Source organism: Parajatrophihabitans canadensis (genome assembly GCF_053764775.1).
The window spans coordinates 1,314,700-1,338,153 of record NZ_CM132445.1; the positions used below are offsets into that span (position 1 = coordinate 1,314,700).

Consider the following 23,454-nt stretch of genomic DNA (forward strand, 5'->3'; position numbering starts at 1 on the left):
TCGGCCTGGACCGCCCCGCGTGACGTATTCTCAGGTGCTCAGGCGCCGTGCCCACTACCCGACCTGAAACGCCCAGGCGAGCGAGCCCACGATGACAATGGACGACGGCAATCCGCACACTCCCTTGCGTGGTCGGCAGCGGGAGCGCACCGCCTTGGACAACGTCCTGGACCGAGCGCGGAGTGGTACCAGCGCCGTCGTCGTCGTGCGTGGCGACCCGGGGATAGGCAAGACGAGGCTGCTGGAGTACGTGGCTGAGCGAGCGTCAGAGTTTCAGGTTCGTCGCGCGTGCGGCGTCGAGGCAGAGATGGACTTCGCCTACTCGGGGCTGCATCAGCTGTGCGGTCCTTTGCTGAGCCATCTGGGGCAGCTAGCGGTCCCCTTGCGTGAAGGCCTGCAGGTGGCGTTCGGCATGGCTGAGGGCGATGCGCCCGACCGCTTCAAGATCGGTCTTGGAGTACTGAGCCTGTTCGCAGAGGCGGCCGATGACCTACCGCTGATGTGTCTCATCGACGACGCGCAGTGGCTGGACCGATCCTCCCTTCAAACCTTGGGGTTCGTGGCCCGTCGTCTGATAGCTGAGCGGGTGGCGATGGTATTTGCGGTTAGGCGGCACGCCACCGAGCTGGACGGTCTGCCAGATCTGACAGTTTCGCCCCTGCCTGGTCGCGACGCTCGCGCACTGCTGTCCGCCGTGATTCCGGCCCCGTTGGACCAGGATGTCAAGGACCGCATGGTCGCTGAGTCAGCGGGCAATCCGTTGGCGTTGCTCCAGCTCGCGGCGAGTGCACGCCCGGGCCAGCTTGCCGGAGGCTTCGCAACGTCCACCGGTGGGCCGATCGCCAGGCGGATCGAGGAGGAGTTCTTGCAGCAGTTCCAGCTGTTGCCGAAGGCGACCCAGCGCCTGTTGCTGACCGCGGCGGCCGAGCCCACCGGAGACTTGGCCCTGTTGTGGCGAGCAGCGGGCTTCGAAGAAATGCCGACCGGTGCTCTCTCTGCCACGGAGTACGCCGGTCTCGTCGAGTTCTCGTCCCCGGTGCGGTTTCGTCACCCGCTTGTTCGCTCGGCCATCTACCGAGCCGCGTCTGGCGAAGATCGTCGGGCGGTGCACGATGCCCTCGCCAACGCCACCGACCCGGTCGTCGATCCGGACCGGCGGGCCTGGCACCGCGCCAATGCCGCGGAGGGCCCGGACGAAGCCATCGCCGAGCAGCTGTGGAGTTCGGCCGGGCGTGCCCAGGCACGTGGCGGCCTGGCAGCGGCAGCGTCGTTCCTGCAGCAGGCCGCGGCGCTGACTCCCGATCCGGTGCGTCGCGGTGAGCGAGCACTCGCCGCGGCAGAGGCGCACCTCCAGGCCGGGTCTTTCGACAGCGCCCAGGCCATGATTGCACTCGCCGAGGCGGCAACGCTGAACGAGCTGGGCCATGCCCGGGTCGACGTGCTGCGCGCGCAGCTGGCGTTCCTCCCCTTGCGGGGGAACAACGCCGCTCCCCTTCTGCTCCGGGCAGCCCGACGGCTCGAGCGCGTCGATGTGGACCTTGGCTGCTCCACCTACCGGGAGGCCATGAACGCGGCGATGTTCGCCGGTCGGCTGGCTGTCCCCGGCGGCAGCACGCGCGATGTCGCCGAGGCGGTGCGCGCGGCGCCGAGGCCGGACCGCCCCCTCCGGCCGCAGGAACTTTTGTTGGACGGTTTGGCGGTCAGTTTCACCGATGGCTACGCGGCTGCCGTCCCGGTGCTGCAGCGGGCGCTCGCCGGACTCGACGGCCTGCCCGCGTTCGAGGAAGAGCTGCGATGGCTGTGGCTGGCGTCGGTGGCGGCCATCAGCGTGTGGGATGACACGCGGTTGTACAGGCTCTCCGATCGACACGTGCAGCTCACCCGGGACAGCGGCGCCCTGATCGAGCTTCCGCTGGCTCTCACGCAGCGCGCCTACGCGCTGCTGCGAGGTGGTGATCTGGCTGGCGCCTCTGCGCTCGTCGACGAGGCCGAGGTAGTCGTCGGCGCTACCGGGTTTGCGCTCACCCCGTACGGGAAGCTTGCGGTGGCGGCCTATCGCGGTAACGAGGTGCCGGGCTCTGCGCTGGCAGCCGTGACAATCGACGAAGCCTCCATGCGGGGCGAGGGGATCGGCATCGCAGTTGCGAACTGGGCCAGCTCGGTTCTGCACAACGGCCGTCGGAACTACGCCAAGGCACTGGCCGCCGCCGAGCAGGGTGCTGCCCATCCGAGTGACATGGGGCCAGCGATGTGGTCGCTCGTCGAGCTGGTCGAGGCCGCGGCGCGAACGGGGCAGCTCGAGCGCGCGACAGCGGCCGTCGACAGCCTGGCCGAGACGGCCGGGATAGTCGGTACGGACTGGGGCCGGGGCATCGAGGCTCGCTCGCGGGCCCTAATCAGTGACGCAGAGACCGCTGACCTGCTCTACCGAGAGGCCATCGAGCGCCTTGGCCGTACCCGCATGCGCGTGGACCTGGCCCGGGCTGAGCTGCTGTACGGGGAATGGCTTCGGCGAAGCGGCAGTCGTATCGGGGCACGCGAGCATCTGCGAGCCGCGCACAACATGCTGAGCGAGATGGGGGTGGACGGCTTCGCCGAACGCGCCCAACGGGAGCTGGCCGCGCTCGGCGAGACCGTTCGAACCCGTAAACGTGACCGTTTCGCCGAGCTCACCGCCCAGGAAATGCAGGTCGCGCGCCTGGCCGGCGACGGCCACACCAACCAAGAGATCAGCAGCAAGCTTTACATCAGCCCCCGGACGGTCGAGTGGCACTTGGGCAACGTGTTCGGCAAGCTGGGTATCACCTCGCGGAAGGATCTCCGCGTTTCCGCTGCCGCCGCCAGTTGAGTTTCTCCAGCCGCCTGCCGCCTGCTGAATTCCTCCTGCCGCCGCCGGGTGAAATCCCTGTCCGCTACTCGGCCTAGGGGGTGGCCACGGCGGCGTCGTCGGCGTCCGCGCGCGCGATTGCGGCGTCGATGATTGCGTATTCGGCCTGATCGAGGGTGTACATCGCCAGATCGACGGCGTCGCAGGCGTCTTCTTCGGCGATATCAGCGTGGTGAGCGGCCTTTTTCGCGTCATGCTCAGCACGACGCTGCTCGGCGTGGTCGCGCATCGTCGCGAATCGCGAGTCGATTGCCGTGCGGGCGGCATCGCCCTTGGCGTCGGCTTTGGTCTTGGCCGAGGCGACGTCCGCTTTCGCGGATTCGGCGTGTTCGTTGGCTGAAGCTTTGATCACGGCGCGCTGTGCTTCGAGCTTCTGCCGGTCCTTATCGCGGGCCGCGGCGACGGTATCTTCGGTCTTCTTTGCCCGGTCGGCAAGCGCGCTGAGCTGTTCGGAGAGCTTCTTCACGATGGAGCCTTCTTCCTTGTTCTAATGGAGTGTTCTAGTGGAGTGTTGTAATGGAGTAGCGCGTCAGCCGGTAATGACCAGGTCATCGTGGACGTCGTAGACGCCGTCCGATCGCCAGGCGGCGTCGATGACGGCATCATGTTCAGCCCAGGTGCGGACATGGCCGCGCAAGTTCACGGTGTGCGCATCGGTGTCGACGACGACATCGCTGTCGTCGAGAATCAATGCGTTGCGATCGAGGGCACCCTGGACGCGACTGAGAACCGCGGCCGGCTCCGCGGCGTTCCATACCTCGATGTTGTTCTTGATGTTGCGGACGCCGTACAGATACGTGACTGCTGCAGCGGCCGCCGTGCGTTCGGTGCCGTGCGAGACGGTGCCGGTCAACGTGATGTTGCCGTCGTTGGCGTGTGCTTCCACTCCGACCGGCACGTTGACTGCGAGTGCCAGGGCGTTGTTGGCGGCCGTTGTCAGCATGGCGTCATCGCGGTAGTCGCTGTCGGGCAGCCAGACCTCGAGGTGGTTGTGCACTTTGGTCACGCCGTTGATCCGCTGCGCCGCGGCGGCCGCTTCGAGGTACTGCGGGTAGCTGGGTACGGTTCCGTTCAAGGCGACTTGCCCGCCGGCGTTCTCCACCGTGATAGCCCGGTCCTCGACCAGCGGATCGAACATGAGCTCTGCCTCGACCGCCTGCCGGATGTCCTTGGTCTTGCCCATCATCTGCTCCAATCGAAGAGTGCGAACGCGATCGCAGGTTGCAACCGGGTTGAACACGCTCATCGTCTGGCTGGTGGCCGGTCCGGCGCATCCGTCGTTCTACTGACTTCTTGCGGGATATCCGCATGTAATGATGTTGTGGTGACGGCACATGAGGATGGCGAGAACGTTCGAGTGCGGACCGTGCTGGTTACCGGCGGGTCGCGGGGCTGGGGTCGTGCGATCGCGTTGCGCTACGCCCGGCCGCAGACCACGTTGATCATCAACTTCGCTACCAACCAGGACGCGGCCGATTCGGTGGCCCGTGAGGCCGAAGAGCGCGGCGCCACTGTGATCCTCGCCAGGGGTGATCTGTCCGAACCTGCCGGCCGAGCAGTGGTGATCGACGCGGTGAAAGCGAGCGGCCGCCTCGATGTCCTTGTTCACAACGCATTCGTCCTCACCAACGCCAAACCGCTTGATGTGTCTGAGGCCGATTTCGCCCGGGTCATGGCGGTTGGTCCGCAGGCTCTGCTCGAGCTGGTCCGTGAGACTCAAGAGTTCTTTCCAGACGATGGCGGCCGGGTGGTTTGCACCCTGAGCCTGGCCACGCAACGGCTGTTCCACGTCAGTCGTGGCTCGAACTACTTTCCGATGGCGGCGGCGAAGGCCGTCCTGGAAATCTGCGTGCGGTATCTCGCCGTGGACTTGGCACCCCGCGGGATCACGGTGAACGGTGTCTCGGCTGGCTACATTGGTACCGAGAACGTGATGGCCCCAGAACTCGAGGGTTTTCGGGCAGCTATTGGAAAGAAGACGCCGCTCGGGCGGGTAGCGACAGTCGAAGAGGTGGCCGACGTCGTGCACTTTCTGGGCTCGGACGAGGGCCGATGGGTCACTGGGCAGATCGTCGTCGCTGACGGTGGCTTCTCCCTCATCTGATCTCGCCCGATACCGCTCGCGCCGCAGGGCTGTTTCTTGAGCCAGTGTCTGCGTACCGTGAGGCTAGGCAAGACTCGTCGAACCTTAGGGGCTGGGATATGCCTATAGAAGACAAGGTCATCATCGAAGTCGCAGTGAACGAGAATCAAGTCCGAGCTTCGAACCCGCACATTCCCTACACTCCGGCCGAGATCGCCAAGGACGCGAAGCAATGCCTTGACGCTGGCGCGGCTGTGATCCATTTCCACGCCCGGGATCCGGTTACCGCCGCGATGAGCAGCGACATCGAGCTCAATCTGGCCTGCCAGCGAGCCATCACCGAAGACACACCGCTGATGGCCTACCCGACCTACGGTGACATCGTGCCGGTGGTCGACGGTTATTACGAGGTCTGCTCGCCGGCGAGCGTGCGGTTTCGCCACTTCGTTGCTGGCGTAAAGAGCGGTCTGCGCTTCGAGGTGGGCCCGATAGACCTCGGAGCCTTCTACGATTTCAACGCGTTATCGGTCAGCGGACTGCCGGCCGGCCCTGATGGCATCGAAGGGTGGATGCTCAATCGCGGCCACCAAATCAACAACGGCTACGACCATGTCTGGCTGGCACGGTTCTGCGACGAATACGGGCTGCACAAGTCATTTGCCGCGCCCGACACCATGAGCGTGCTCAACCTGCGGAACATGATCGATATGGGCCTCGTCCCAGAAGACGTCGTGAATCTCAAGCTGTTCTTCTTCGGTGGCACCGCCCTCACGACCAGATTTCGTGGCATGCATGCTCTGAGTCAAGAGCTGTTCACCGACAAGACCCTGCGCTGGATGCCGGTCGTTCAAGGTTGCGAGGGATTCGCGCTCGCCGAAATGGGTCTGGCCGCAGGTGGGGATGTGCGAATCGGCTTGGGCGACTATCACTACGGTGACACGGCGCCGACCAATGCTGAGCTCGTCGACCGCTTGGTGGCGCTGGCCCGACGCTATGGGCGCGAACCTGCTACGCCAGACGAGGCTCGTCAGATCAAGGGCAGCCCGGCCCTCAAGCAATCCGCGAGTTTCTAGCTCTGCAACGTCTTCAGCGGATGGACTTGGTGTTTGGCTGATTACAACGGCTAGACCGGGCCGTGAGCGAGGCGGTGACGCCCTGCGCGAGAGCGCGGCGTTGGGTCATCGCTGCCGGAAAGATCAGCAGCGATGGACTGCAGCAGCCCAATACAGACCACGCAGAGGAGAACGACGGCCTCGCCGACAGGGTGACGGAAGTACGTGAGCCAGTAGCCCAGACCGCGGGGCGCGGCGATGACGGTGCCGATGATGTGGTCTGGCGGCACGGTCCACGGGTCCGCGGTTTCGTTCGCGTCCCCTTTGGTGTTGTAGGTGCCGTCGTTGTTGCGGCCGATGAGTCGGTGGGTGATTACTTCGCCGTTGTTGGTAAAGGTGGTGACGTTCCCGATCCGGTATTCGCCGACCTTGACGATGACGGCGCTTCGTGACGGGATGGTCGGCGTCATCGATCCGGTGTGGATGACGTAGACCCGATAGGGCAGTGCGCCGACGGCCAAGAGCAGCAGCGGAAGCAGGACGGCGAGAAGTCCAGTTGCTGCAAGGGTGGCCCTGACGGCGTTACGCGTCATCGGAATGCCTTTACGTGTGCGAGGTGCTGGTGCGAGGTACGTGTGGGTGAGTGAGTGAGGGCTGCGTGCGGAGACCCGGCAACCCGGGTCTCCGCACGCACGGCACTACGGGGTCTGGCCGATCTGAGTGGCGACGATCGCGATCGGCAGGCCCGAGCCTGAGCCGTCCGCGGCATCGGTGGTCACCTGGCCCGAGACGGGGTACGTGTTCCAGACGCCACCTCCGGCCGGGCTCTGGGTGGACAGCTTGCTGGCGTAACCGAAGGTGAAGCTGGCCTGGCCGGAGTCGCCGGGTGCGACGTTGGACGCGACGAGAAGTTGGGTGGGCAGCGCGTCACAAGGAATTGGGTGGGCGACACTGGTCGATCCGGGCGGGCAGGACACGGTGTTGTCGTTGAGGTTGTTCGAGCCGAACACCTCAGTCCCGGCGGCGTTGGCGACATGCGCGCTGCCGAAGGTGCCGAGGCTGTTGAGTGCGGACAACGAGGTCTTGTTCGGGAACGTCAGGTAGACGTCCTCGGGGCTGTTGCCGGTGTTCTGGAAGGTCACCTTGATCGTCTGCGGGGTGCCCGGCAAGAGCCGGTCGAAGCTGAACGTCGACGCATCGCTTCCCGCGCCTCCGGATAGGTTGACCTTGATTGAACCGACGGTGCCGGTGATGTTGCCGGCCTTGCTATCGCTGAAGTACGCGCCGGTCGCGCCGCTTGCGACCGCGGCTAGCCCCGTAACCAAGGCCGCAGCCACACCGAACACAGCAAGCTTGGCCTTCGTTGCCCTTGCAAGACTCATCTGAGCCCCTTCTCGAATGGTCGGCCGCCTTGGCCGAACCAGGACGGACCGTATGGGAAGAATCAGACAGAATCCGGCTACCGTGCGCACGCCGCCGAGGTCATGAACCGCGCAGGCGCTCGGCCGATCTACGCATAGTGATCGGTCCGGTACGGGCGGTGATTTTTGGACTTGATTCAGCGAAGATCGCTCGGTCAAATGGTGACAATTGCCCGCCGAAGAGGTCGTGTCATGACCTGGGTCACACAGCTGCGGCGTGTCGCAGGCTCGGGGCGCTGACGCTAAGGCGACCGTCGCGGTGGGAGGGTTCGCGTTATCGGCCGGGGACGATACTCAGCTGTGCCGCCGATAGTTGATCTTGGTGGGCGGTGCTGGCCAACGGACGCGATTTGCCTACGGCGGTCGTTACGCGAATCGGTCGGCGGTGCGAATCGTGGGAAGTGAAATGGTTTCGACACCGGAGCCGAACCGGAGCCAGAGCTGCGAAGGGTTGGAACGGATTGCGAGGAACGGGTAGTCGCTCGCGGCGATCGCGAGTCTGATGCGGTGGCCGGCAGCGATGTCGAACGCGACCGGCAACATTGGGAGTTCGATGACCCGCGCGGCGTCGTCAGCGCGGACTCGCAGCTGACCGGTGCCCAGTAGCCGTGACGAGCCGTCCGGTTGAACGTCGCTCAGCCGAACGGCCAGATCGATATCCGCGGTCAGTGGATCGACACTGAGGCTCAGCAGCGGTTCGCCAGCGACGATGACCCGCTCGACGAGCGGCGAGGTTGTGAACACGAGCGCGCCGGCATCGAAGGGACGCTGATCCGCGGTGTCCAGCGGCGAATGATTCGGCGACTCTGGATCGTGCATCAGATCGAGCAGGCCAGCGGACTGAGGCTGCGCCGCCAGCGCGTGCTCACCGTCCGGATTGGCAACCAAGTGCAGCACCCAGGCTTCGGCCTCTTCCGGCGGCCAGGAATTCGACTCAACAACGGACCCAGACCCGGTGAGGTGGAGGCGAACCGCAGCCTCTTGGTCGACGTCGTTGCTGAGACCCTTGAGGTAGCGATCGAACCAACGAAGCTGAAGGGCCGGCAGATCTGCGTCGCCGACCGCACCATCAACGTCGAGCATGCCTGGCACCAGAACCATTCGCCGAGGAACCCGAAGGCCGCCGAACAGACGGGTAGCACCGGAAATGAAGTGGTCGAAGATCACGCCTGCGGTCAGTGTCGGCGCTGTGATGTTGGCCAGCCGATCGGAGAAATCGTAGTCGCGCCAGTAGTCGTCGAAGTCGTGATGTTGCGTGCTCGTGGTTGCCCATCCGAGGTCGATCATGCTGTGGCCAGCACGCATCCGGTTGAAGAAACGGGTGTACCGGGCAGCGAACACGCGCCGCTTCGCTTCGTAGGCAGGTGCACTGGGCGCGCCTGGGTCAAGAGGGCCGAGTGGGCCCTGCATCGCGAGCACCCAACGAACTCGATCCTCGAAACGATAGACACCGCCCGGAAACCACTGATCGTGGTAGAAATCCACCGCGTGCGCCATGGCGACGACCGCTTTCAGATGCGGTGGCGCCGTGACTGCGGCCGCGAGCGCGAGCACGCCGCTGCCCGAGACGCCGAATATCCCCACGTTGCCGTCGCACCATTCCTGCTCCGCCAACCATTCGATGGTGTCGTATCCATCGAATGGACCACCGTTGACGTTGTAGTAGTCATAGATCCCCTCGGCATAGCCGGTGCCTCGGCTGTCGCCCATCACGACCGCGTAGCCCGCTTCGACGAGCGGCAACACATTGAGCGCGGGCAGCGCTCGGGTGAGCCGCAGGATCGCAGAGCTCGACCGTCCCTCAGGCGTCAGCCCGAGCCACGGGGGAGGCGGGCTTGGCGGCTGCAGGTCGGGTGCCGACTTCACATAGGGCGTGCGAATGAGCACCGTCGGAAAGGGCCCCGGTCCTTCGGGAAAGTAGATGTCAACCGGGATGCCGACGCCGTCTCGCATCCGCACGTAGACGTCGAGCGTCGAACGCATGAACGCGACGCTACCTGATCTCCCGAGTCGAACCACTTCAAGAACGCGCGCATTCTGTGCTCCGCTGCGTCGCTCAGTAAACTGCCAAGGTATGCCTGTTCTATCAATCGTGGGCGTACCGAGCAGCGCGGCTAGCTACGCAGCCGGTCAGGAGCTGGCTCCGCGGGCCCTGCGTGACGCCGGCCTAGTCGGTGCTTTGGGTGCCGCCGGATGGGCGATCGAGGACGCGGGAGATCTGACAGAGCAGGTCTGGGCGCCGGACCCGCACAAGCCGTTCGCGCAGAACGTGGACCAGGTCGCGTTGTCGGTTCGCGAGCTGGGTGACCTGGTTCCGGACTTGCTGCGTGAAGATCGCAGATTGCTCGTAGTTGGCGGCAATTGCACGATCGCCTTGGGAGTGATGGCAGGGCTCGATACCTTGTTCGGACCGGATTGCGGTCTGCTTTACATCGACCGCCACTTCGATATGAACACGCCGCTGAGCACGATCGAGGGCGCGCTGGACTGGATGGGTGTCGCGCACGCGCTCGACCTGCCCGGTAGTGACGACGCGCTGGCCGGAGCGTTTCGGCGGCGTCCGTTGCTGCATGCTCACCGGCTGGCGATGCTCGGTATAGACCCATCCGAGGCAACCGATTTCGAGCGCGCCCGGGCCGCAGAGCTCAACCTTCACGTCACCTCTCAAAGCGACCTGATCGCTGACCCTGCGGCCGCCACCCGCGCTGCTCTCGAAGCACTGCCGCCCAGCCCGTTCGCCGTCCATATCGACGTTGACGTGCTGGATTTCGTGGACGCCCCGTTGGCCGAGAGTACGAACGGACGCAATACCGGCCCGACGCTCGTCCAGCTCGGCGAGGCTCTGCGGGTAGCCGTGACAGATCCCCGTTGGCTGGCTCTGTCCATCGGCGAGATCAACCCGACCCGTAGCGCCGGGCAGCCAGATGCACTGCCCCGCCTCATCGCCGTACTTGCCGCAGCCCTCGCTACTTGGTGACCCGTAGTGAGGCTGAGTCTCGATGGTTCGGTCGTCCTGCTCGCGACAGCCGACGACGCCTCAGATGTGTTGTGACATTGCCTACTAAATTAGTAGAGAAGGTTGCCTCGATCGTCTGGATGGGCAAGTCTGAAGTTGTGAAGACGGCAGCTTTGATCACGTGCCAGCACCTGGATCTGATGCGCGCCTGCAGCTCGGTCTGTACGGCTTGAACAGTCGTTCTTTGCCAGCACCCCTAGACCGACGCTTTCCCGACCTGTCCTCGCCGGAGAGCAATCCGAGCAACGTGACGTTCTGCTCGTGAAGCGAAAGCCTCAGCAGGCCAGCTGCGGTATGGCGCGGTCAACATGTACAGGAGCCCGTCGCATGACTACCGAACCAATCTCTTCTACATCAATCTCTTCTATGCCAATCTCTTCTAGAAGGCCCGACCGCCCGTCAGTCGCGATTGGGGTTCGCTCATCCAAGGTTGCAGAAGTCGTGACCGGCATACTCGACCCGCGCGAGCGACGCGGCGAGGCACGCTTTGGCAGTCGCGATCCGGTCGACCCGGGCGTTGTAACGCTTTTGGTAATCGCGGTACCCGGCACGGTCGATCCGCGTTGGCTGAGCGAGATCGCCGAATCGCAAGTGCTAGCCGCGCAAGAGTTCTCTGCGTCGGAGCAGCGGCCCTACGTATCGCTTGTGCTGCCAGGGCCACCGACAGTTCGCTCGGCAGGCTGCCTGGCGGCGGACTCACTCCAGATGGATCTCGACGAGATGCGGGTCCGGCTGGCAGGTCGCACGATTGACCTCACTCACCAAGAATTCCTTCTATTGAAGGCATTCATGCAGAGTCCGCGTCAGGTTTTCAGTCGGAGACAGCTGCTTGAACAGGCGTGGGGCTACCGGGATCCGGGCATCGGGCGCACGGTCGATGTCCACGTGCGGCGAGTCCGGGTAAAGCTTGGGCCGGCCGCGCCACAGATCGTCACCGTGCGCGGCTTCGGCTACCGATTTGAACCCGCAACGTGAACGGCCCGCGGTGAGCGTTTTCGGTATGTGTAGCGAAATACTAGGCAGGCTCAATCCGTTGCCCCGGGAGTGCGCATTTCAGACAGAGCTAACCAAGCCCGCGCGCTGACCATGCCGTTGCCGACCGGAAAGATCGTGATCGAGGTCAACCCATGACAACCATTGAAACCCCGGATACCGGATCAGGCCGGAGTGCAGGCGCCGATGCGGCCCTGGAGTCTGCGGCGAGCCCGGGATCCGGGCTACACCCCCTTGACAACCCCGCGTACGCATCGCTGACCGGGCCACACGCTCATTTCGCCGAGCGGTGCGGCAACGTGTTGCGTTACCCGGTCGATGTGTCCCCGTTCATGGCGCTGCCGCCGTACCCCGACGCCCAAGACTGGGCCGACGCCCTAGCTCTGGTCGGGCCCGGCGCGATGGTTCCGCTCGGCGGGGTTTTTGCGCCGCCGCCGGTCGGTTGGGACGTCGTCATACAGGGGGCTGGCGTTCAGTTGGTCGACGACGGTATCGCCGCCGCACCGGATTCCGAAGCCGTACGACTTACGGCGGCCGACGTGCCCGAGATGCTGGCGTTGATCGAGCGGACCAAGCCCGGCCCGTTCCTGCCCCGCACCATCGAACTGGGCACCTACCTCGGCATCCGGCGCCGCGGTGAGTTGGTGGCGATGGCCGGCGAACGGCTGCACCCGCCTGGCTGGACGGAGATCAGCGCGGTCTGTACCGATGCCGCTTACCGTGGTGAGGGGCTCGCCACCCGGCTCGTCCACGCCGTCGCGCACGGAATCCGTGAGCGCGGTGAGACGCCGTTCCTGCATGCTGTCGCTGACAATCTCAACGCGATCAGACTGTACGAGTCACTTGGATTCCGGCTGCGCCGTACCGCGACCTTTCAAGCCGCGAAGGTCCCCGGTGACCTTGCCGCCCCATGACCTCGCTGCCTACTGACCGCAATACTCAGCCTGCCGGCGTCGACGCTGCGGTTGGCGAGGTCGTCGCGCTGGCCAGTGAGCTGATCGGAATCGACACCACGAACGTCGGCAATCCCACCACGTTGGGGAAGGAACGTGCCGCGGCCGAGTACGTGGCCGAGAAACTCACCGAGGTCGGCTACGAGGTGACCTACGTGGAGTCCGGCGCGCCGGGTCGCGGCAATGTGATCGCCCGTTTACCGGGGGCGGACTCCACCCGCGGGGCGTTACTGGTGCACGGCCACCTGGATGTGGTGCCGGCCGACGCGGCGGAGTGGGCCGTGCACCCGTTCTCCGGCGAAGTCCGCGATGGCTACGTGTGGGGTCGGGGCGCGGTCGATATGAAGGACATGCTCGCCATGACCCTGGCCGTCGCCCGGGCCTTCAAACGCGACGGCGTGGTGCCGGCACGGGATTTGATCTTTGCGTTCGTCTCCGACGAGGAGGCCGGCGGCTTCTACGGCGCCCACTGGCTGGTCGACCACCACCCGGAACTCTTCGAGGGGGCGCGCGAGGCGATCAGTGAAGTCGGCGGCTTTTCGATCACCGTCGCCGATGACGCCCGGGCCTATCTGGTCGAGACGGCCGAGAAAGGCGTGATGTGGCTGAGGTTGAAGGTCGAGGGCACGGCCGGGCACGGATCGATGCTTCACACGGACAACCCGGTCGCCAAGCTCGCGGCCGCGATCACCCGCCTGGAGCAGCACCGCTTCCCGCTGATTCTGTCCGCGCCGGTCCGAGAGTTCCTGCAGGGCGTAGGCGACTTGACCGGCGTTCCTTTCGACGAGAACGACCCGGAAGGGGCGGTGGCCCGACTGGGAAACCTGTCGCGCTTGATCGGTGCAACGCTGCGAGACACGGCCAACGTCACCATGTTCTCCGCAGGCTACAAGGCCAATGTCGTCCCCGGCGTTGCGACTGCGACCGTGGACGGGCGGATGCTGCCCGGTCGAGAGGCGGCGTTCGAGGCTGATCTAGCGCGCATCCTCGGACCGGAGGTGAAGCTCGAGTGGGACAGCCTGCCGCCGGTGCAGACCACCTTCGACGGGGCGCTAGTCGAAGCCATGACTCTGGCGATCGCGGCCGAAGACCCTGGGGCCCGATTGTTGCCGTACATGCTCTCAGCGGGCACCGATGCGAAGTCCTTCGCGCGGCTGGGGATTCGCAACTTCGGGTTCGCACCACTGAAGCTGCCCGCGGAGCTGGATTTCACCGCGCTGTTCCACGGAGTGGACGAACGCGTCCCGATCGACGCACTGCAGTTCGGCGTGCGGGTGTTGTATCGACTACTGCGCGACAGCTAACGGTGTCGAGAAGAACGCTGGGCCCGAGAATTCAGTTGTAACACAACGAACAACGACGACAGGAGACCACCCTTGCAAACCTGGGACGCAATTCGTGCCCGCCGCAACGTCCGCAGCTATCGTCCCGAGCCCATTGCCTTGCCGGACTTGGACCGTATCGTCGAGGCGGCGTGGCGCGCACCGTCAGCCTCCAACCGCCAGCACTGGGACTTCGTCATCGTGACCGATCGGGCGCAACTCGCCGAACTGGCCACCGTCTGGCGGGGGGCACGCCATATCGCCGATGCCCCGGCAGCGATTGCCATGGTCCTACCGGTTCCGCCGGATGACCGCACGCGTGTCGTCGACCTCTACGACCTCGGCCAAGCCACGTACGCCATGGCCCTGGCCGCCGCCGACCTCGGCATCGGTACTGGTCATTCCTCGGTCGGCGATCAAGACCGAGCTCGCGCGATTCTCGCTGTTCCCGACAGCCACATCGTGGCCTTCATGCTCGGCGTCGGCTACCCCGCTGACCGGCCGCTGACACCGATCGCCAGGCCCGATCGTCGCCCCTTCGACGAAGTCGTGCACCGGGGACGCTGGTGACTGCGGCCCCGGCGTGTTCATCTTGAAGCAATCGTCAGCTGCGCAGCTTTGTCGGTGTGACGATCAGGGCGATGGAGAAGAGCTCGGCGAACCCTTCGGGGGTGCCGAACAGGGCTTCGATGCGCTCGGCGTACTTGGCTAGGTACGCCACCTGTTCGTTCGCTGGCGCAAGGTCGTTCGCCGGCCGGATGATGCCCTCGATGCGCACGACGTTGCGGCCGATATCAGTTGAGTCGAGCGTCAGGCTCACCTTCGGATTGTCTTTGATGTTGCGTCGTTTCCCCGTCCCCGGCTGGCTGTAGATCAGGATCGTCTCGTCCTCGCGCAGCAGAAACCAGACGGGGACACTGACCGGCTGGCCGTCCGGGCGCACCGTGGTCAACCAGGCTATGAGGTTATGACGTAAGCGGGCTTCGACTCGCTCGCGGTCGGTCGGTGAGAGGTGCGAGGTGAGCTCCACGGTTGTGCCTCTCTGGTAGTGATCTCGGGGAGAAGGTATCGGCTCTGACAGCGTCGACGCTGAATGGACAACCGGCTGCTTATGCCCATCATCCGCGCGACTTGTCGGGCCTGATTGTCCGCAAGGTCCGTGTACTCAGCGCGGGGGACCAACAATAATGTTGCCATACTTGGCGGAGATCGCGGGTTGGGGCGTCACCTGGAAACCAGCAGGCCGCGGAGTGGATTTGTCGCGGCCGGTCTCGCGGAACATGCCTTCGATGCCTGCGGGCGTGTTGATCATCAAGAGGTCGGCCCTTTTCGATGTGATCCGGTACGCGTGTGGAATGTTCTTGGGAAGGAAGACGATTCCGCCTTCGGCCAGCTCGCTTTGCTGGTCGTCGAACCAGACCAGCGCGGTGCCCTTGATCAGCATGAACACTTCGTCCTCGTTAGTGTGCTGGTGATAGGGCGGTGCCTCACCTTCGCTGACATCGAAGCGCCCGATCATGAGTTGTCCGTTACTTGCTGCGCTGTCGAGCAGAATGGCGAGCGTGCCGCCATCGAGCCACTCCAACTGTTGCTGTTGCTCCGGCTGTGCGAGATAGGCCATACTCACGAGCTCGTCCTCTCTGTTGGTTGCGGATCCAGCGTTTCGCTCGCGTCTATGGGACGCGACCTCTCGACGACAGCGCCATGCGTCAAGCTTTGTTCGCCTCGTGTTCACGCAGAATTGAACTCCTTGGTGTGACGCTTAGCCAATGCTGTCACCAACGGATGAAGAGCGTGCCATCAACCAGTTGGTAGAGCGATTGATCGCACTGCATCTCCAGGCCGATCCAGTCACACTGCGGTCGATCGTTCACAGACCACCCCAGCCGGTGGCCTGAAGGTAGTAACGATTCGCTGTCGCTCAATTAAGGTTCGAGCTCAACAGGGGGCAGCCGTGACCGCGTCATCGCCCCGGTTGGCGCGGCATCTCGGGGTCGCCGATGCCGTGGTGATCGGCCTGGGGTCGATGATCGGCGCCGGGGTGTTCGCGGCCTTCGCGCCGGCGGCCAAGGTCGCAGGGTCAGGTTTGTTGATCGGCCTGGCTGTTGCTGCGATCGTGGCGTACTGCAATGCGACGTCCTCGGCCCGGCTGGCCGCGCTGTACCCGGAGTCCGGCGGCACCTACGTGTATGGCCGTCGACGGCTCGGTGACTTCTGGGGCTATCAAGCCGGGTGGTCGTTTGTCGTAGGCAAGACCGCCAGCTGCGCGGCCATGGCCTTGACCTTCGCCGCCTACGCCGCACCTGCCCACATCCGTGTCGTCGGTGTGCTGGCCGTGGTCGCGTTGACCGCGGTCAACTACCGGGGAGTGCAGAAGTCGGCGTGGCTGACCCGCCTCATCGTCGGGTTGACGTTGCTCACCCTGGCGTTCGTTGTCATCGCCAGCCTCGCCGGCGGCCACGCGAACGTCCACCACCTCACGCCGTTTCCCGGCACCGGCGTGCGCGGAGTGCTCCAAGCCGGAGGACTGCTGTTCTTTGCCTTCGCTGGCTACGCCCGCATCGCCACCCTCGGCGAAGAGGTACGCGAGCCCGCCCGCACCATTCCCCGCGCGGTCGCGATCGCCCTGCTCATCACGCTGGTTGTCTACGCAGCCGTCGCGATCTCGGCGCTACTGGCCGCCGGAGCGGGTGGTCTCGCCGCGACCACTGCGCCGTTGCGCGCCGCGGTTGAGAGTGGGCGGCTGCACGCGCTTGCTCCCGTCGTGCAGGTCGGCGGGGCAATAGCAGCACTCGGCTCGCTGCTGGCTCTGATTCTCGGTGTCTCACGCACGACCTTGGCGATGGCCCGCGACCGGCATCTGCCCAGTGGGCTGGCGGCAGTGCATCCGCGTTACGGTGTGCCCCACCGGGCGGAGTTGGCGGTCGGGGCGGTCGTCGTCATCCTTGTCTCGACGGTTGATCTACGCGGCGCAATCGGGTTCTCGTCCTTCGGCGTGCTCGCCTACTATGCGATCGCCAACGCCTCGGCGATGACGTTGACTCGCGAGGAGCGCCGTCCGCCTCGATGGTTGCCGGTGCTCGGCCTGCTCGGCTGCCTCATACTGGCCTTCAGTCTTCCGGTCACCTCGATCATTGCCGGAGCTGGCGTGCTTCTGCTGGGCGCGGTGGTGTGGGGTGTTCGACGTGTGATTCGTGGCCGCGCCGAGCGATGAACCACCACCGCAATACCCGAGAAGTCCCCTTGTCGTGAGGCAGAAACGTCGTATGTTGGACGGTATGGATTACCGGCCACTAGGGCGAAGCGGGTGTTCTGTGTCGTCCTATGGTCTGGGCACGATGACCTTTGGGGCCGAGGCCGACGAGGAAGTCTCACACTCGCAGCTTGATCGTTTTGTCGAAGCCGGAGGCACCTTCGTTGATACCGCCGACGTCTATGCCGCCGGTGCGTCGGAACACATCATTGGCCGGTGGTTCGCGTCTCGTCCGCCCGATGTAACCGAGTCGGTTGTCCTGGCGACAAAAGGCCGTTTCAGTGTCTCCGATGACCCAAACGGAAGCGGGCTGTCGGCGCGTCATTTGACGCGCGCGCTTGATGCATCGCTCGCGCGGCTAGGTCTTGACTCCGTTGACCTGTATCAGGCGCACGCGTTCGATCCGCTGACGCCGTTGGAGGAGACACTACGCACGATGGACGGGTTCATCCGGGCGGGCAAGATTCGCTACTACGGCCTGTCGAACTTCATCGGGTGGCAGCTCACCAAGGCCGTGTCGATGGCCCGCGAGCTTGGTCTGGCAGAGCCGATCACGTTGCAGCCGCAGTACAGCTTGCTCGTGCGCGAGATCGAGTGGGAGATCGTGCCGGCTGCGTTGGATGCCGGACTCGGGTTGCTGCCATGGAGCCCGCTGGGTGGGGGCTGGCTTACCGGCAAATACCAGCGCGGTGAACACCCGAGCGGATCGACCCGGCTTGGGGACGACCCCAGCCGCGGCATGGAGGCCTGGGATCGCCGGGGAACCGAGCAGACCTGGAACGTCATCGAAGCGGTGCAACGCATCGCAGCTGAGCGCGGGATTTCGATGGCCGAGGTCGCTCTCACTTGGGTCCATGACCGGCCGGGGGTGACATCGACAATTCTCGGAGCGCGGACCGCGACACAGCTTGAAACGAACCTGCGGGCCGTCGGGCTACACCTCAATGCAGACGACACGGCCGTCCTAGACGCTGCCAGCGAACCCCGCGTCACCGACTACCCATACGGGCCGATGGGAGTTGAACAGCGAAACCGCACAATCGCCAATGACTGACGAATCCTTCGGCCGGGGGATCCCCGGGCCGATCCTCTGAATGCGGTGCTCGATGGCTGGGCGTAATCAGAACGGGGTCGCAGCCAACCACGCGTCCCACACTGGAGCCTCACCCGAAACGGTCAACCGCGCCTCGTCCGTCGAGCGACGCCGCACGAGAGCGAGAAACAGCTCGGCCGTCGACCCGGACACGACGGCGCCCGAATCGTCGGGCTCCCGCGTCCAGCCGCTGTTGGCCCCGCTCACGGTCCATACCCCGGCCCCTCCGTCGTCCGTTGCCCGCAGCGACAGCGTCTGCCCGGCGGACAAGGCCTGTGACTCGCGCGCCGCAACGAGTTCGAGCCACTCAGCGATTCCATCGGCGGCGAGCTCAGGCGAAAGCTCGTAGTCGGCGCCGAGCGCGAGCGCAGCGTCGAAGCGGTGGACAGTCGCCTCGTGCAGTCGGCGACGCACCCACCACTTGGCCGGACGCGGCCCGAGAAAGGTCGCCACCGCGGTCTCGGGCCCCGCTTCGGCCACGGCATCGACGACCCGCCTCGGGCTCTCGAGCAACCACTTCATCGCGCCATCCGGGTCCTCCGGCGGCCTGCCGTCGGACACCTGCCGCGGATCCAGGTCTGCTCCGGCACGGTCGGTGATGATCTGCGCGGCCCAGCGATCGCCCCGGCCGACGTGTCGGAGAAGCTGCAGCACCGACCATCCGGGGCAGGTCGGCACCTGCGCGGACCAATCGGCCCCGTCGACCAGTTCGGTCAGCTGCCGATTTTGGTCCAGCAGTGCTTCGTCGTAATCGACCATCGCGATCGGACTCCTATCGTCAACAGGCTCTCAGGGGCAACCAGGTCACTTTGCCATGAAACCTGTGGACGGGCGAGAGCTCGTTCGGCGCTCGACCCTTCGCGGCGGAAGGTTATAGATCGCGGTCCTGAGCACTGGCCTGACCTCGCTGCATCGAACGACTGCCGACTGGCTCGTCGCACCTGGCGCCCTCTCGGCCGTTCCCACCGCTGCGGCCGGTCTCAACGATTGGGCGACCCTCGCGGGACCGGATCGCCGGCTTGGCCTGGCGCACGGTACAACAAATGGCATCCACCACTTCGTGATACGCAACCAGCTGCGTCATACCGCTGCCGCGACGCCACCCGATCATGGCACGAAGTGCGGTACCGATCTGATATTCCGCCTCCGCTTACCTACGGGGCGCTGATCGCAAGCGCTGGAAGTGATCACCACCCGACTACACGGGTCCGCTGGCGTTGTTCAAAAACCCTAGGCGCTACAGTCCTGTGACCGCTATTGGTTGGGGGTAGTTGTGGTCATTGCATCGTTCTCGGGTGGGATTAGCGTTCCAACGAGGGAGGGATGGCGCAGCACACGACTGCCAAAGGGAGTCCTGACGGTAGACGGAACGCGCGTCGTATTTACGAGCAGAGCGCATCCTGCAAAGCCTTTTCTTTCTTGCTCTGTATCGGAAGTGCGCATCGCGTACGAACTTGCTGGATTCGTAAATCGCAGCGGGATCGGGGTTGAACTGCTGGACGGCCGAGTTGGGTATTTCTGGACGCTCAACGAAAAGAAGAAGGTTCTCTTGGCGCTCGCTGACGCAGGAGTCCCGGTAGCGGGGAGCGTAAGAAACCTCCCCGGTTGGCCCTCAGAGTTCGCTGTTCTGTGCACCTTCGGCGTACTGCTGGCCTTGCTGTTTCTATTTGACGGAAGCATATTCGCGCATGTCCTAGGTGGGATCGCCCTGCTTGCTATCGTCTGCTTGTGGTTCACGTCCCCGCAGGGACGAAAAGCAGTGCGGGCACGTGCGAGCAGAGACGTACGGCCGTGACTTTCTACGGACGAGAGGGTTCACAGGCTCATCGTGACGCTCTCCTCGCACGTACGATCCGTTCACACTGCGACATCCGCGACCGCATATGACGAGAATAAATTGCTCCGCACGGCACCAGGGGCGCAACGACGTTGGCGCTGCTAGCTTCTTCCATGGGCTTACGCGTTGACAGTTGCCGTGATGCTCGCGTCGGCGGGGGATGCTGCCCTTTATATCGGCAGTCTCGTCGCGGGTGGTGTGCTCTTCATCGTTGCGGGATTTGTGCGGCGCACTCTGCGACGCCGCAACCGAACCATTGTGTGGCAGCCCGCACCAGAATCTGTCGCGACGTCGACTGAGACCGACCAGGCCGAGGTACGCCGCGCCCAAATACGGGTAGCGATGATGGCCTTTCGTCCGGCGTTGATGGGGCTCATGCTGATCATCGTCGTACTTGCGACGAGGCCCGGTCCGGATCTTCGCGCGAAGGGTGCAGTGGACGCGGTGTGCTTGCTGATAGCGCTCGTCGGCTTCGCGTTTCTGATCCAGTACCTCGTCGCCTACTACCGGGTCTACAAGTCGCCTCGTGGGTGGACGCGGTCGCGCTGATGCTGGTTAGGGTGAGTCCACGGGAAGCTACGATTCGGCCGCTACTAGGCAATGTAACGATCAACAGGCATTGGACACACGGAGGCCGACGAACATGAGCGGTGCCGATCCGGTGATCTTCGCTGGGCGGCCGTCCCACGCGGGCGTCGGAATGACACGAATGGGCCGACTGACGATTGCCGCACGGGAGATATGCCTCGACCTGGGTAACTCGACGCTATCCGGCGAGCGGGCGGCTCATCTGGTGCATCGTGCGTCCACGGTGAGGGTAAATCATTGCCTTGTCCCACCCTGGCAGAACACGGTGCTCTTTCTTGACGTGCCCACGGGGGAACCAACGTGCGTCGTGTTCAATGCGTGGCAGCGAAGTTCCCTAGAGGCTGCCCTGCGGCGATTCGATTTCAACGTGGTTATCAAACGGCGAATCTTACTGAACTTCGCCGAATAGCTGCGGCGTGATCCCGTGATCCACTCGCCGCGAACTCGTCAGTACTGCCAGGTGCAGATCACGCCGTTGCTTCCGCCGTCGAGCTGAATCTTGCCGTGCCCACCGACAGGGATATCGAAGACCATGTTGCCGCGGACGGCTTGCCCAGCGATCACGGTGCCGGAGTTGAAAGCGGGGTCGAAGGGTCCGAATGTGGGTTGCCAGACTCGCGTGTCGGCTGTCTGAAGGCTGAAATCGAATGGGTTGTAGTCGACCGACCCGGCGGTCCCTTTGATACCGACGTCAACGACGACATACTGCCCGTGCTCCGGGTGGCTGTAGTCATCGTTGGCTTGGGCGCTCGTCTTCACGCTGTAGACGGTGTATGTAGCTGTATTAGTGCTGGAGTCGCCCTGCGTGATGTCGATCGACGCACCAACGGCGACCGTTTGCGGACCAGCCGGGGGCGTGCTGCTGTCCTCGGGCGTGGGGGTGTCTGCCACGACTGGAGCAGTCAGCGTGGGTACCGACGGTTGGGCCGTGGTGTCGCTGGCTTTCACGGACGCCTTATTGTCGTTCGAACTTGCGGCTGCTGAGACCACCGCGATCACGACGATCACGGCCACCGCCGCCGCGGTCAACCACGGCCAGAGCTTCCGTTTGCGCCCCGGCGGCTGGGGGATAGGCACGCCTGGAGTGGAGGGGACGATGGGTGGAAGCATCATCGGTGGAACTGACGGTTGCGTGTTGCTCGTCCATCGCTGCCCGTCCCACCACCGGTCGGTACCAGGCGCGTCGGATGGATACCAGCCAGCTGGCGGGACGGGAGGTGTGGTCACCGGCGGAGCATGGCACACCACACATACTTTTAACCAGTGATGGCCTCGAATCACTGTGGAACCGTAATCCGTCACCCACACGGAAGCCGAAGTCGATGGTCCGTTGCCGATGAGTGGCGCCACAGTGCCCCATCGCGAAGATCAGCTCACTACTCACACGCCCGTCGGTAGCAAAACCGAGAAGCCTCGAACATGGGTGCAGGCGGATCTCCTGATTGTCCACTGGCGCCGACTCCGACCGATGAACCTTCCGACGAGGACAGCAGGTCAGTCATCGGGGTGCGCGATCTCCCGATCCTGATGCGCCGCAGCCGAAGATCAGGTTGCGCAAGGCCTCGTCAGACACTGTGTGCCCTCGATCTCAAGCGATGCATCCTGATCAAGCAAGCGTGATCGCATAGATAGGCAAGCGATTGGCTGCGAGATATGACGTGAACTGGACTGGTCTCCGTCATGATTTCGAGGTGCCGACGAGTGCGGCGAGAACATCTCCAATCTCGACCATTCCCACCACTGTCCCGTCTTCGACGATGGGCAAGTGACGGAAGCGGCCATCCATCATCGTCCGGGCCGCGTCGCCGAGGTTGGTCGTCTCGCGGCGTACGGTCAGACTCTTGGTCATCAGGTCACGGATACGAACTTCATCTACGTCCTGGCCATCTGCCACCATGCGGACGATATCGGTTTCGGTGACGATGCCTAATGGTCGCTTGGACTTCTCGTCATCGACGACAACGAGCGCTGTTGCCCCGGCGTGCTTCATCAAGTAGGCGGCTGCCCCCACATGCGCATTGGGTTCTATCGTGATCACCGGTGGCCGCATGACTTGTGCGACCGTCGTCGCGGCCGATGTTGGTTGCGGTGCATTGGTTTCCGTCATGTTCTGCTCTGTTTCCGTGTCTGAGGTTTGGCGTGGCTACTCGGGCCAGTCCGAGCTCTCGATAATGTCGACGAAGTTGACGCGTCGGTAGCCGGGGACGAATCGCTCAAGAACATCGGCCTTGACGTTGCCAAAGGTCGTCTCCGGCTTGGGCGCGATGCCTTCGGTGAACGCCTGCAGGATGCGGCGCTTGAAGTCAGGGCGGGGGTGTAGCGCGATAATCTGGGCGCGGTCCGCGTCGCTGATGTCGTGATATCCGACGCCGAGTACGTCATATTCCACGCCCGCGGTGACCAGCGCGACTTCGGGTTCCATGAACTCCGGGATTCCTGGCGTGGTGTGCAAGGCGATCGCTGTCCAGACCCTGCGAATGCTGTCCTCGGGGACGCCTCGGCTCTGAAGGAAACGTCGCGCCTCGTCCGCGCTGTCGACTTCGAAGCGCCGCCCGCTATGGCGGAACTGCTCGTTCAGGCCGAGGTCATGGAACATTGCTCCGAGGTACAGCAGTTCTGGGTCGAAGCTAAGGCCCCGGTTTCGGCCCTGCAGGCTGCCAAACCAGAACACCCGACGCGAGTGGTGGTAGATGACTTCCGTGCTGGCATCGCGGACCAGCGCTGTGGCATCGCGGGCGAGCTCGGTGTCCGGTACCGCCACGCCCGCCGGATTCTGTTCACTCGCAGACATCGCTGCCTCCCAGGTTTGCCCTTATGATCGTTGCACCCTGTCGCGCTATGCCCACGGTGTCGCATCGGCGCTCTCTGGTCTGCCCGGCAGGCAGCCAACCCCGCTACCGGTCAGCGGGTATGCGCTCCGTGCGTTGGCCAGAGGAGCCACCACCCGCGAAGACGG

At 64.3% G+C, this 23,454-nt stretch carries 23 protein-coding genes; 12 read left to right on the forward strand and 11 right to left on the reverse strand.

The window, feature by feature from the left end:
• The first annotated feature begins 91 nt into the window (after positions 1 to 91).
• Positions 92 to 2,848 (forward strand): LuxR family transcriptional regulator, encoded by a 2,757-nt coding sequence (locus ACSMXN_RS06400; RefSeq protein ID WP_027139657.1) that lies wholly within the window; start codon positions 92 to 94, stop codon positions 2,846 to 2,848.
• 73 nt (positions 2,849 to 2,921) lie between these two features.
• On the opposite strand, the gene ACSMXN_RS06405 is transcribed toward ACSMXN_RS06400, so the two are convergent.
• Complete coding sequence (locus ACSMXN_RS06405) at positions 2,922 to 3,353, reverse strand: hypothetical protein (protein WP_022914207.1); 432 nt, start codon at positions 3,351 to 3,353, stop codon at positions 2,922 to 2,924.
• A 63-nt stretch (positions 3,354 to 3,416) separates the two neighbouring features.
• Positions 3,417 to 4,133, reverse strand: a complete 717-nt coding sequence (locus ACSMXN_RS06410; protein ID WP_081649203.1) for a BON domain-containing protein — start codon at positions 4,131 to 4,133, stop codon at positions 3,417 to 3,419.
• Positions 4,134 to 4,211: 78 nt separating this feature from the next.
• Here ACSMXN_RS06410 and ACSMXN_RS06415 point away from each other — a divergent pair, with 78 nt between their 5' ends.
• The gene (locus ACSMXN_RS06415; RefSeq protein WP_196811345.1) at positions 4,212 to 4,991 is read left to right on the forward strand and encodes an SDR family oxidoreductase; all 780 of its coding nucleotides are present in this window, start codon (positions 4,212 to 4,214) and stop codon (positions 4,989 to 4,991) included.
• A 98-nt stretch (positions 4,992 to 5,089) separates the two neighbouring features.
• On the forward strand, positions 5,090 to 6,043 hold the full coding sequence (locus ACSMXN_RS06420) for a BKACE family enzyme (RefSeq protein ID WP_022914204.1): 954 nt from the start codon (positions 5,090 to 5,092) through the stop codon (positions 6,041 to 6,043).
• Positions 6,044 to 6,093: 50 nt separating this feature from the next.
• Here ACSMXN_RS06420 and ACSMXN_RS06425 read toward each other — a convergent pair whose 3' ends face one another.
• The 3 genes from ACSMXN_RS06425 to ACSMXN_RS06435 form a co-directional block, all read right to left on the reverse strand.
• Complete coding sequence (locus ACSMXN_RS06425) at positions 6,094 to 6,615, reverse strand: signal peptidase I (protein ID WP_022914203.1); 522 nt, start codon at positions 6,613 to 6,615, stop codon at positions 6,094 to 6,096.
• 105 nt (positions 6,616 to 6,720) lie between these two features.
• Positions 6,721 to 7,404: a hypothetical protein gene (locus ACSMXN_RS06430; protein WP_022914202.1), complete on the reverse strand. Its 684-nt coding sequence runs from the start codon at positions 7,402 to 7,404 to the stop codon at positions 6,721 to 6,723.
• Between the two features lie 405 nt (positions 7,405 to 7,809).
• Positions 7,810 to 9,426 (reverse strand): CocE/NonD family hydrolase, encoded by a 1,617-nt coding sequence (locus ACSMXN_RS06435; protein ID WP_022914201.1) that lies wholly within the window; start codon positions 9,424 to 9,426, stop codon positions 7,810 to 7,812.
• A gap of 91 nt (positions 9,427 to 9,517) precedes the next feature.
• Here ACSMXN_RS06435 and ACSMXN_RS06440 point away from each other — a divergent pair, with 91 nt between their 5' ends.
• The 5 genes from ACSMXN_RS06440 (at position 9,518) to ACSMXN_RS06460 (ending at position 14,297) form a co-directional block, all read left to right on the forward strand.
• A complete protein-coding gene (locus ACSMXN_RS06440) occupies positions 9,518 to 10,420 on the forward strand; it encodes an arginase family protein (protein WP_022914200.1) in 903 nt (300 codons plus the stop codon).
• Between the two features lie 480 nt (positions 10,421 to 10,900).
• Positions 10,901 to 11,434, forward strand: coding sequence for a winged helix-turn-helix domain-containing protein (locus ACSMXN_RS06445; RefSeq protein WP_022914199.1), 534 nt, complete (start codon positions 10,901 to 10,903; stop codon positions 11,432 to 11,434).
• A gap of 152 nt (positions 11,435 to 11,586) precedes the next feature.
• Positions 11,587 to 12,366, forward strand: coding sequence for a GNAT family N-acetyltransferase (locus ACSMXN_RS06450; protein ID WP_022914198.1), 780 nt, complete (start codon positions 11,587 to 11,589; stop codon positions 12,364 to 12,366).
• Positions 12,363 to 13,709 carry a M20/M25/M40 family metallo-hydrolase gene (locus tag ACSMXN_RS06455; protein WP_022914197.1) on the forward strand — a complete coding sequence of 449 codons (1,347 nt, stop codon included), beginning with the start codon at positions 12,363 to 12,365 and terminating at the stop codon, positions 13,707 to 13,709. The genes ACSMXN_RS06450 and ACSMXN_RS06455 overlap by 4 nt, the downstream gene beginning before the upstream one ends.
• A gap of 72 nt (positions 13,710 to 13,781) precedes the next feature.
• Positions 13,782 to 14,297 (forward strand): nitroreductase family protein, encoded by a 516-nt coding sequence (locus ACSMXN_RS06460; RefSeq protein ID WP_022914196.1) that lies wholly within the window; start codon positions 13,782 to 13,784, stop codon positions 14,295 to 14,297.
• Positions 14,298 to 14,331: 34 nt separating this feature from the next.
• Here the strand turns inward: ACSMXN_RS06460 and ACSMXN_RS06465 are convergent, their stop codons facing one another.
• Positions 14,332 to 14,757, reverse strand: coding sequence for a TIGR03667 family PPOX class F420-dependent oxidoreductase (locus tag ACSMXN_RS06465; protein ID WP_022914195.1), 426 nt, complete (start codon positions 14,755 to 14,757; stop codon positions 14,332 to 14,334).
• Between the two features lie 135 nt (positions 14,758 to 14,892).
• Positions 14,893 to 15,354 (reverse strand): cupin domain-containing protein, encoded by a 462-nt coding sequence (locus ACSMXN_RS06470; RefSeq protein ID WP_022914194.1) that lies wholly within the window; start codon positions 15,352 to 15,354, stop codon positions 14,893 to 14,895.
• 327 nt (positions 15,355 to 15,681) lie between these two features.
• Between ACSMXN_RS06470 and ACSMXN_RS06475 the strand changes: the two genes are divergently transcribed.
• Together ACSMXN_RS06475 and ACSMXN_RS06480 are read left to right on the forward strand one after the other, a co-directional pair.
• Positions 15,682 to 16,941, forward strand: a complete 1,260-nt coding sequence (locus ACSMXN_RS06475; RefSeq protein ID WP_022914192.1) for an APC family permease — start codon at positions 15,682 to 15,684, stop codon at positions 16,939 to 16,941.
• 64 nt (positions 16,942 to 17,005) lie between these two features.
• On the forward strand, positions 17,006 to 18,034 hold the full coding sequence (locus ACSMXN_RS06480) for an aldo/keto reductase (protein ID WP_022914191.1): 1,029 nt from the start codon (positions 17,006 to 17,008) through the stop codon (positions 18,032 to 18,034).
• Between the two features lie 66 nt (positions 18,035 to 18,100).
• Here the strand turns inward: ACSMXN_RS06480 and ACSMXN_RS06485 are convergent, their stop codons facing one another.
• Positions 18,101 to 18,832: a maleylpyruvate isomerase family mycothiol-dependent enzyme gene (locus ACSMXN_RS06485; RefSeq protein ID WP_022914190.1), complete on the reverse strand. Its 732-nt coding sequence runs from the start codon at positions 18,830 to 18,832 to the stop codon at positions 18,101 to 18,103.
• A gap of 1,204 nt (positions 18,833 to 20,036) precedes the next feature.
• Between ACSMXN_RS06485 and ACSMXN_RS06490 the strand changes: the two genes are divergently transcribed.
• Both ACSMXN_RS06490 and ACSMXN_RS06495 read left to right on the forward strand, forming a co-directional pair.
• Positions 20,037 to 20,459 (forward strand): hypothetical protein, encoded by a 423-nt coding sequence (locus ACSMXN_RS06490; protein WP_155958440.1) that lies wholly within the window; start codon positions 20,037 to 20,039, stop codon positions 20,457 to 20,459.
• 94 nt (positions 20,460 to 20,553) lie between these two features.
• Entirely contained in the window at positions 20,554 to 20,907 is a 354-nt protein-coding gene (locus tag ACSMXN_RS06495; protein WP_022914186.1) for a hypothetical protein, read from the forward strand.
• A gap of 38 nt (positions 20,908 to 20,945) precedes the next feature.
• Here ACSMXN_RS06495 and ACSMXN_RS06500 read toward each other — a convergent pair whose 3' ends face one another.
• The 3 genes from ACSMXN_RS06500 to ACSMXN_RS06510 all read right to left on the reverse strand — a co-directional run bounded on the left by ACSMXN_RS06500 (position 20,946) and on the right by ACSMXN_RS06510 (position 23,289).
• Positions 20,946 to 21,725: a DUF4352 domain-containing protein gene (locus ACSMXN_RS06500; RefSeq protein ID WP_196811343.1), complete on the reverse strand. Its 780-nt coding sequence runs from the start codon at positions 21,723 to 21,725 to the stop codon at positions 20,946 to 20,948.
• Positions 21,726 to 22,176: 451 nt separating this feature from the next.
• Positions 22,177 to 22,605: a CBS domain-containing protein gene (locus tag ACSMXN_RS06505; RefSeq protein WP_081649199.1), complete on the reverse strand. Its 429-nt coding sequence runs from the start codon at positions 22,603 to 22,605 to the stop codon at positions 22,177 to 22,179.
• A 36-nt stretch (positions 22,606 to 22,641) separates the two neighbouring features.
• On the reverse strand, positions 22,642 to 23,289 hold the full coding sequence (locus tag ACSMXN_RS06510; protein WP_022914183.1) for an HD domain-containing protein: 648 nt from the start codon (positions 23,287 to 23,289) through the stop codon (positions 22,642 to 22,644).
• Positions 23,290 to 23,454: the final 165 nt, after the last annotated feature.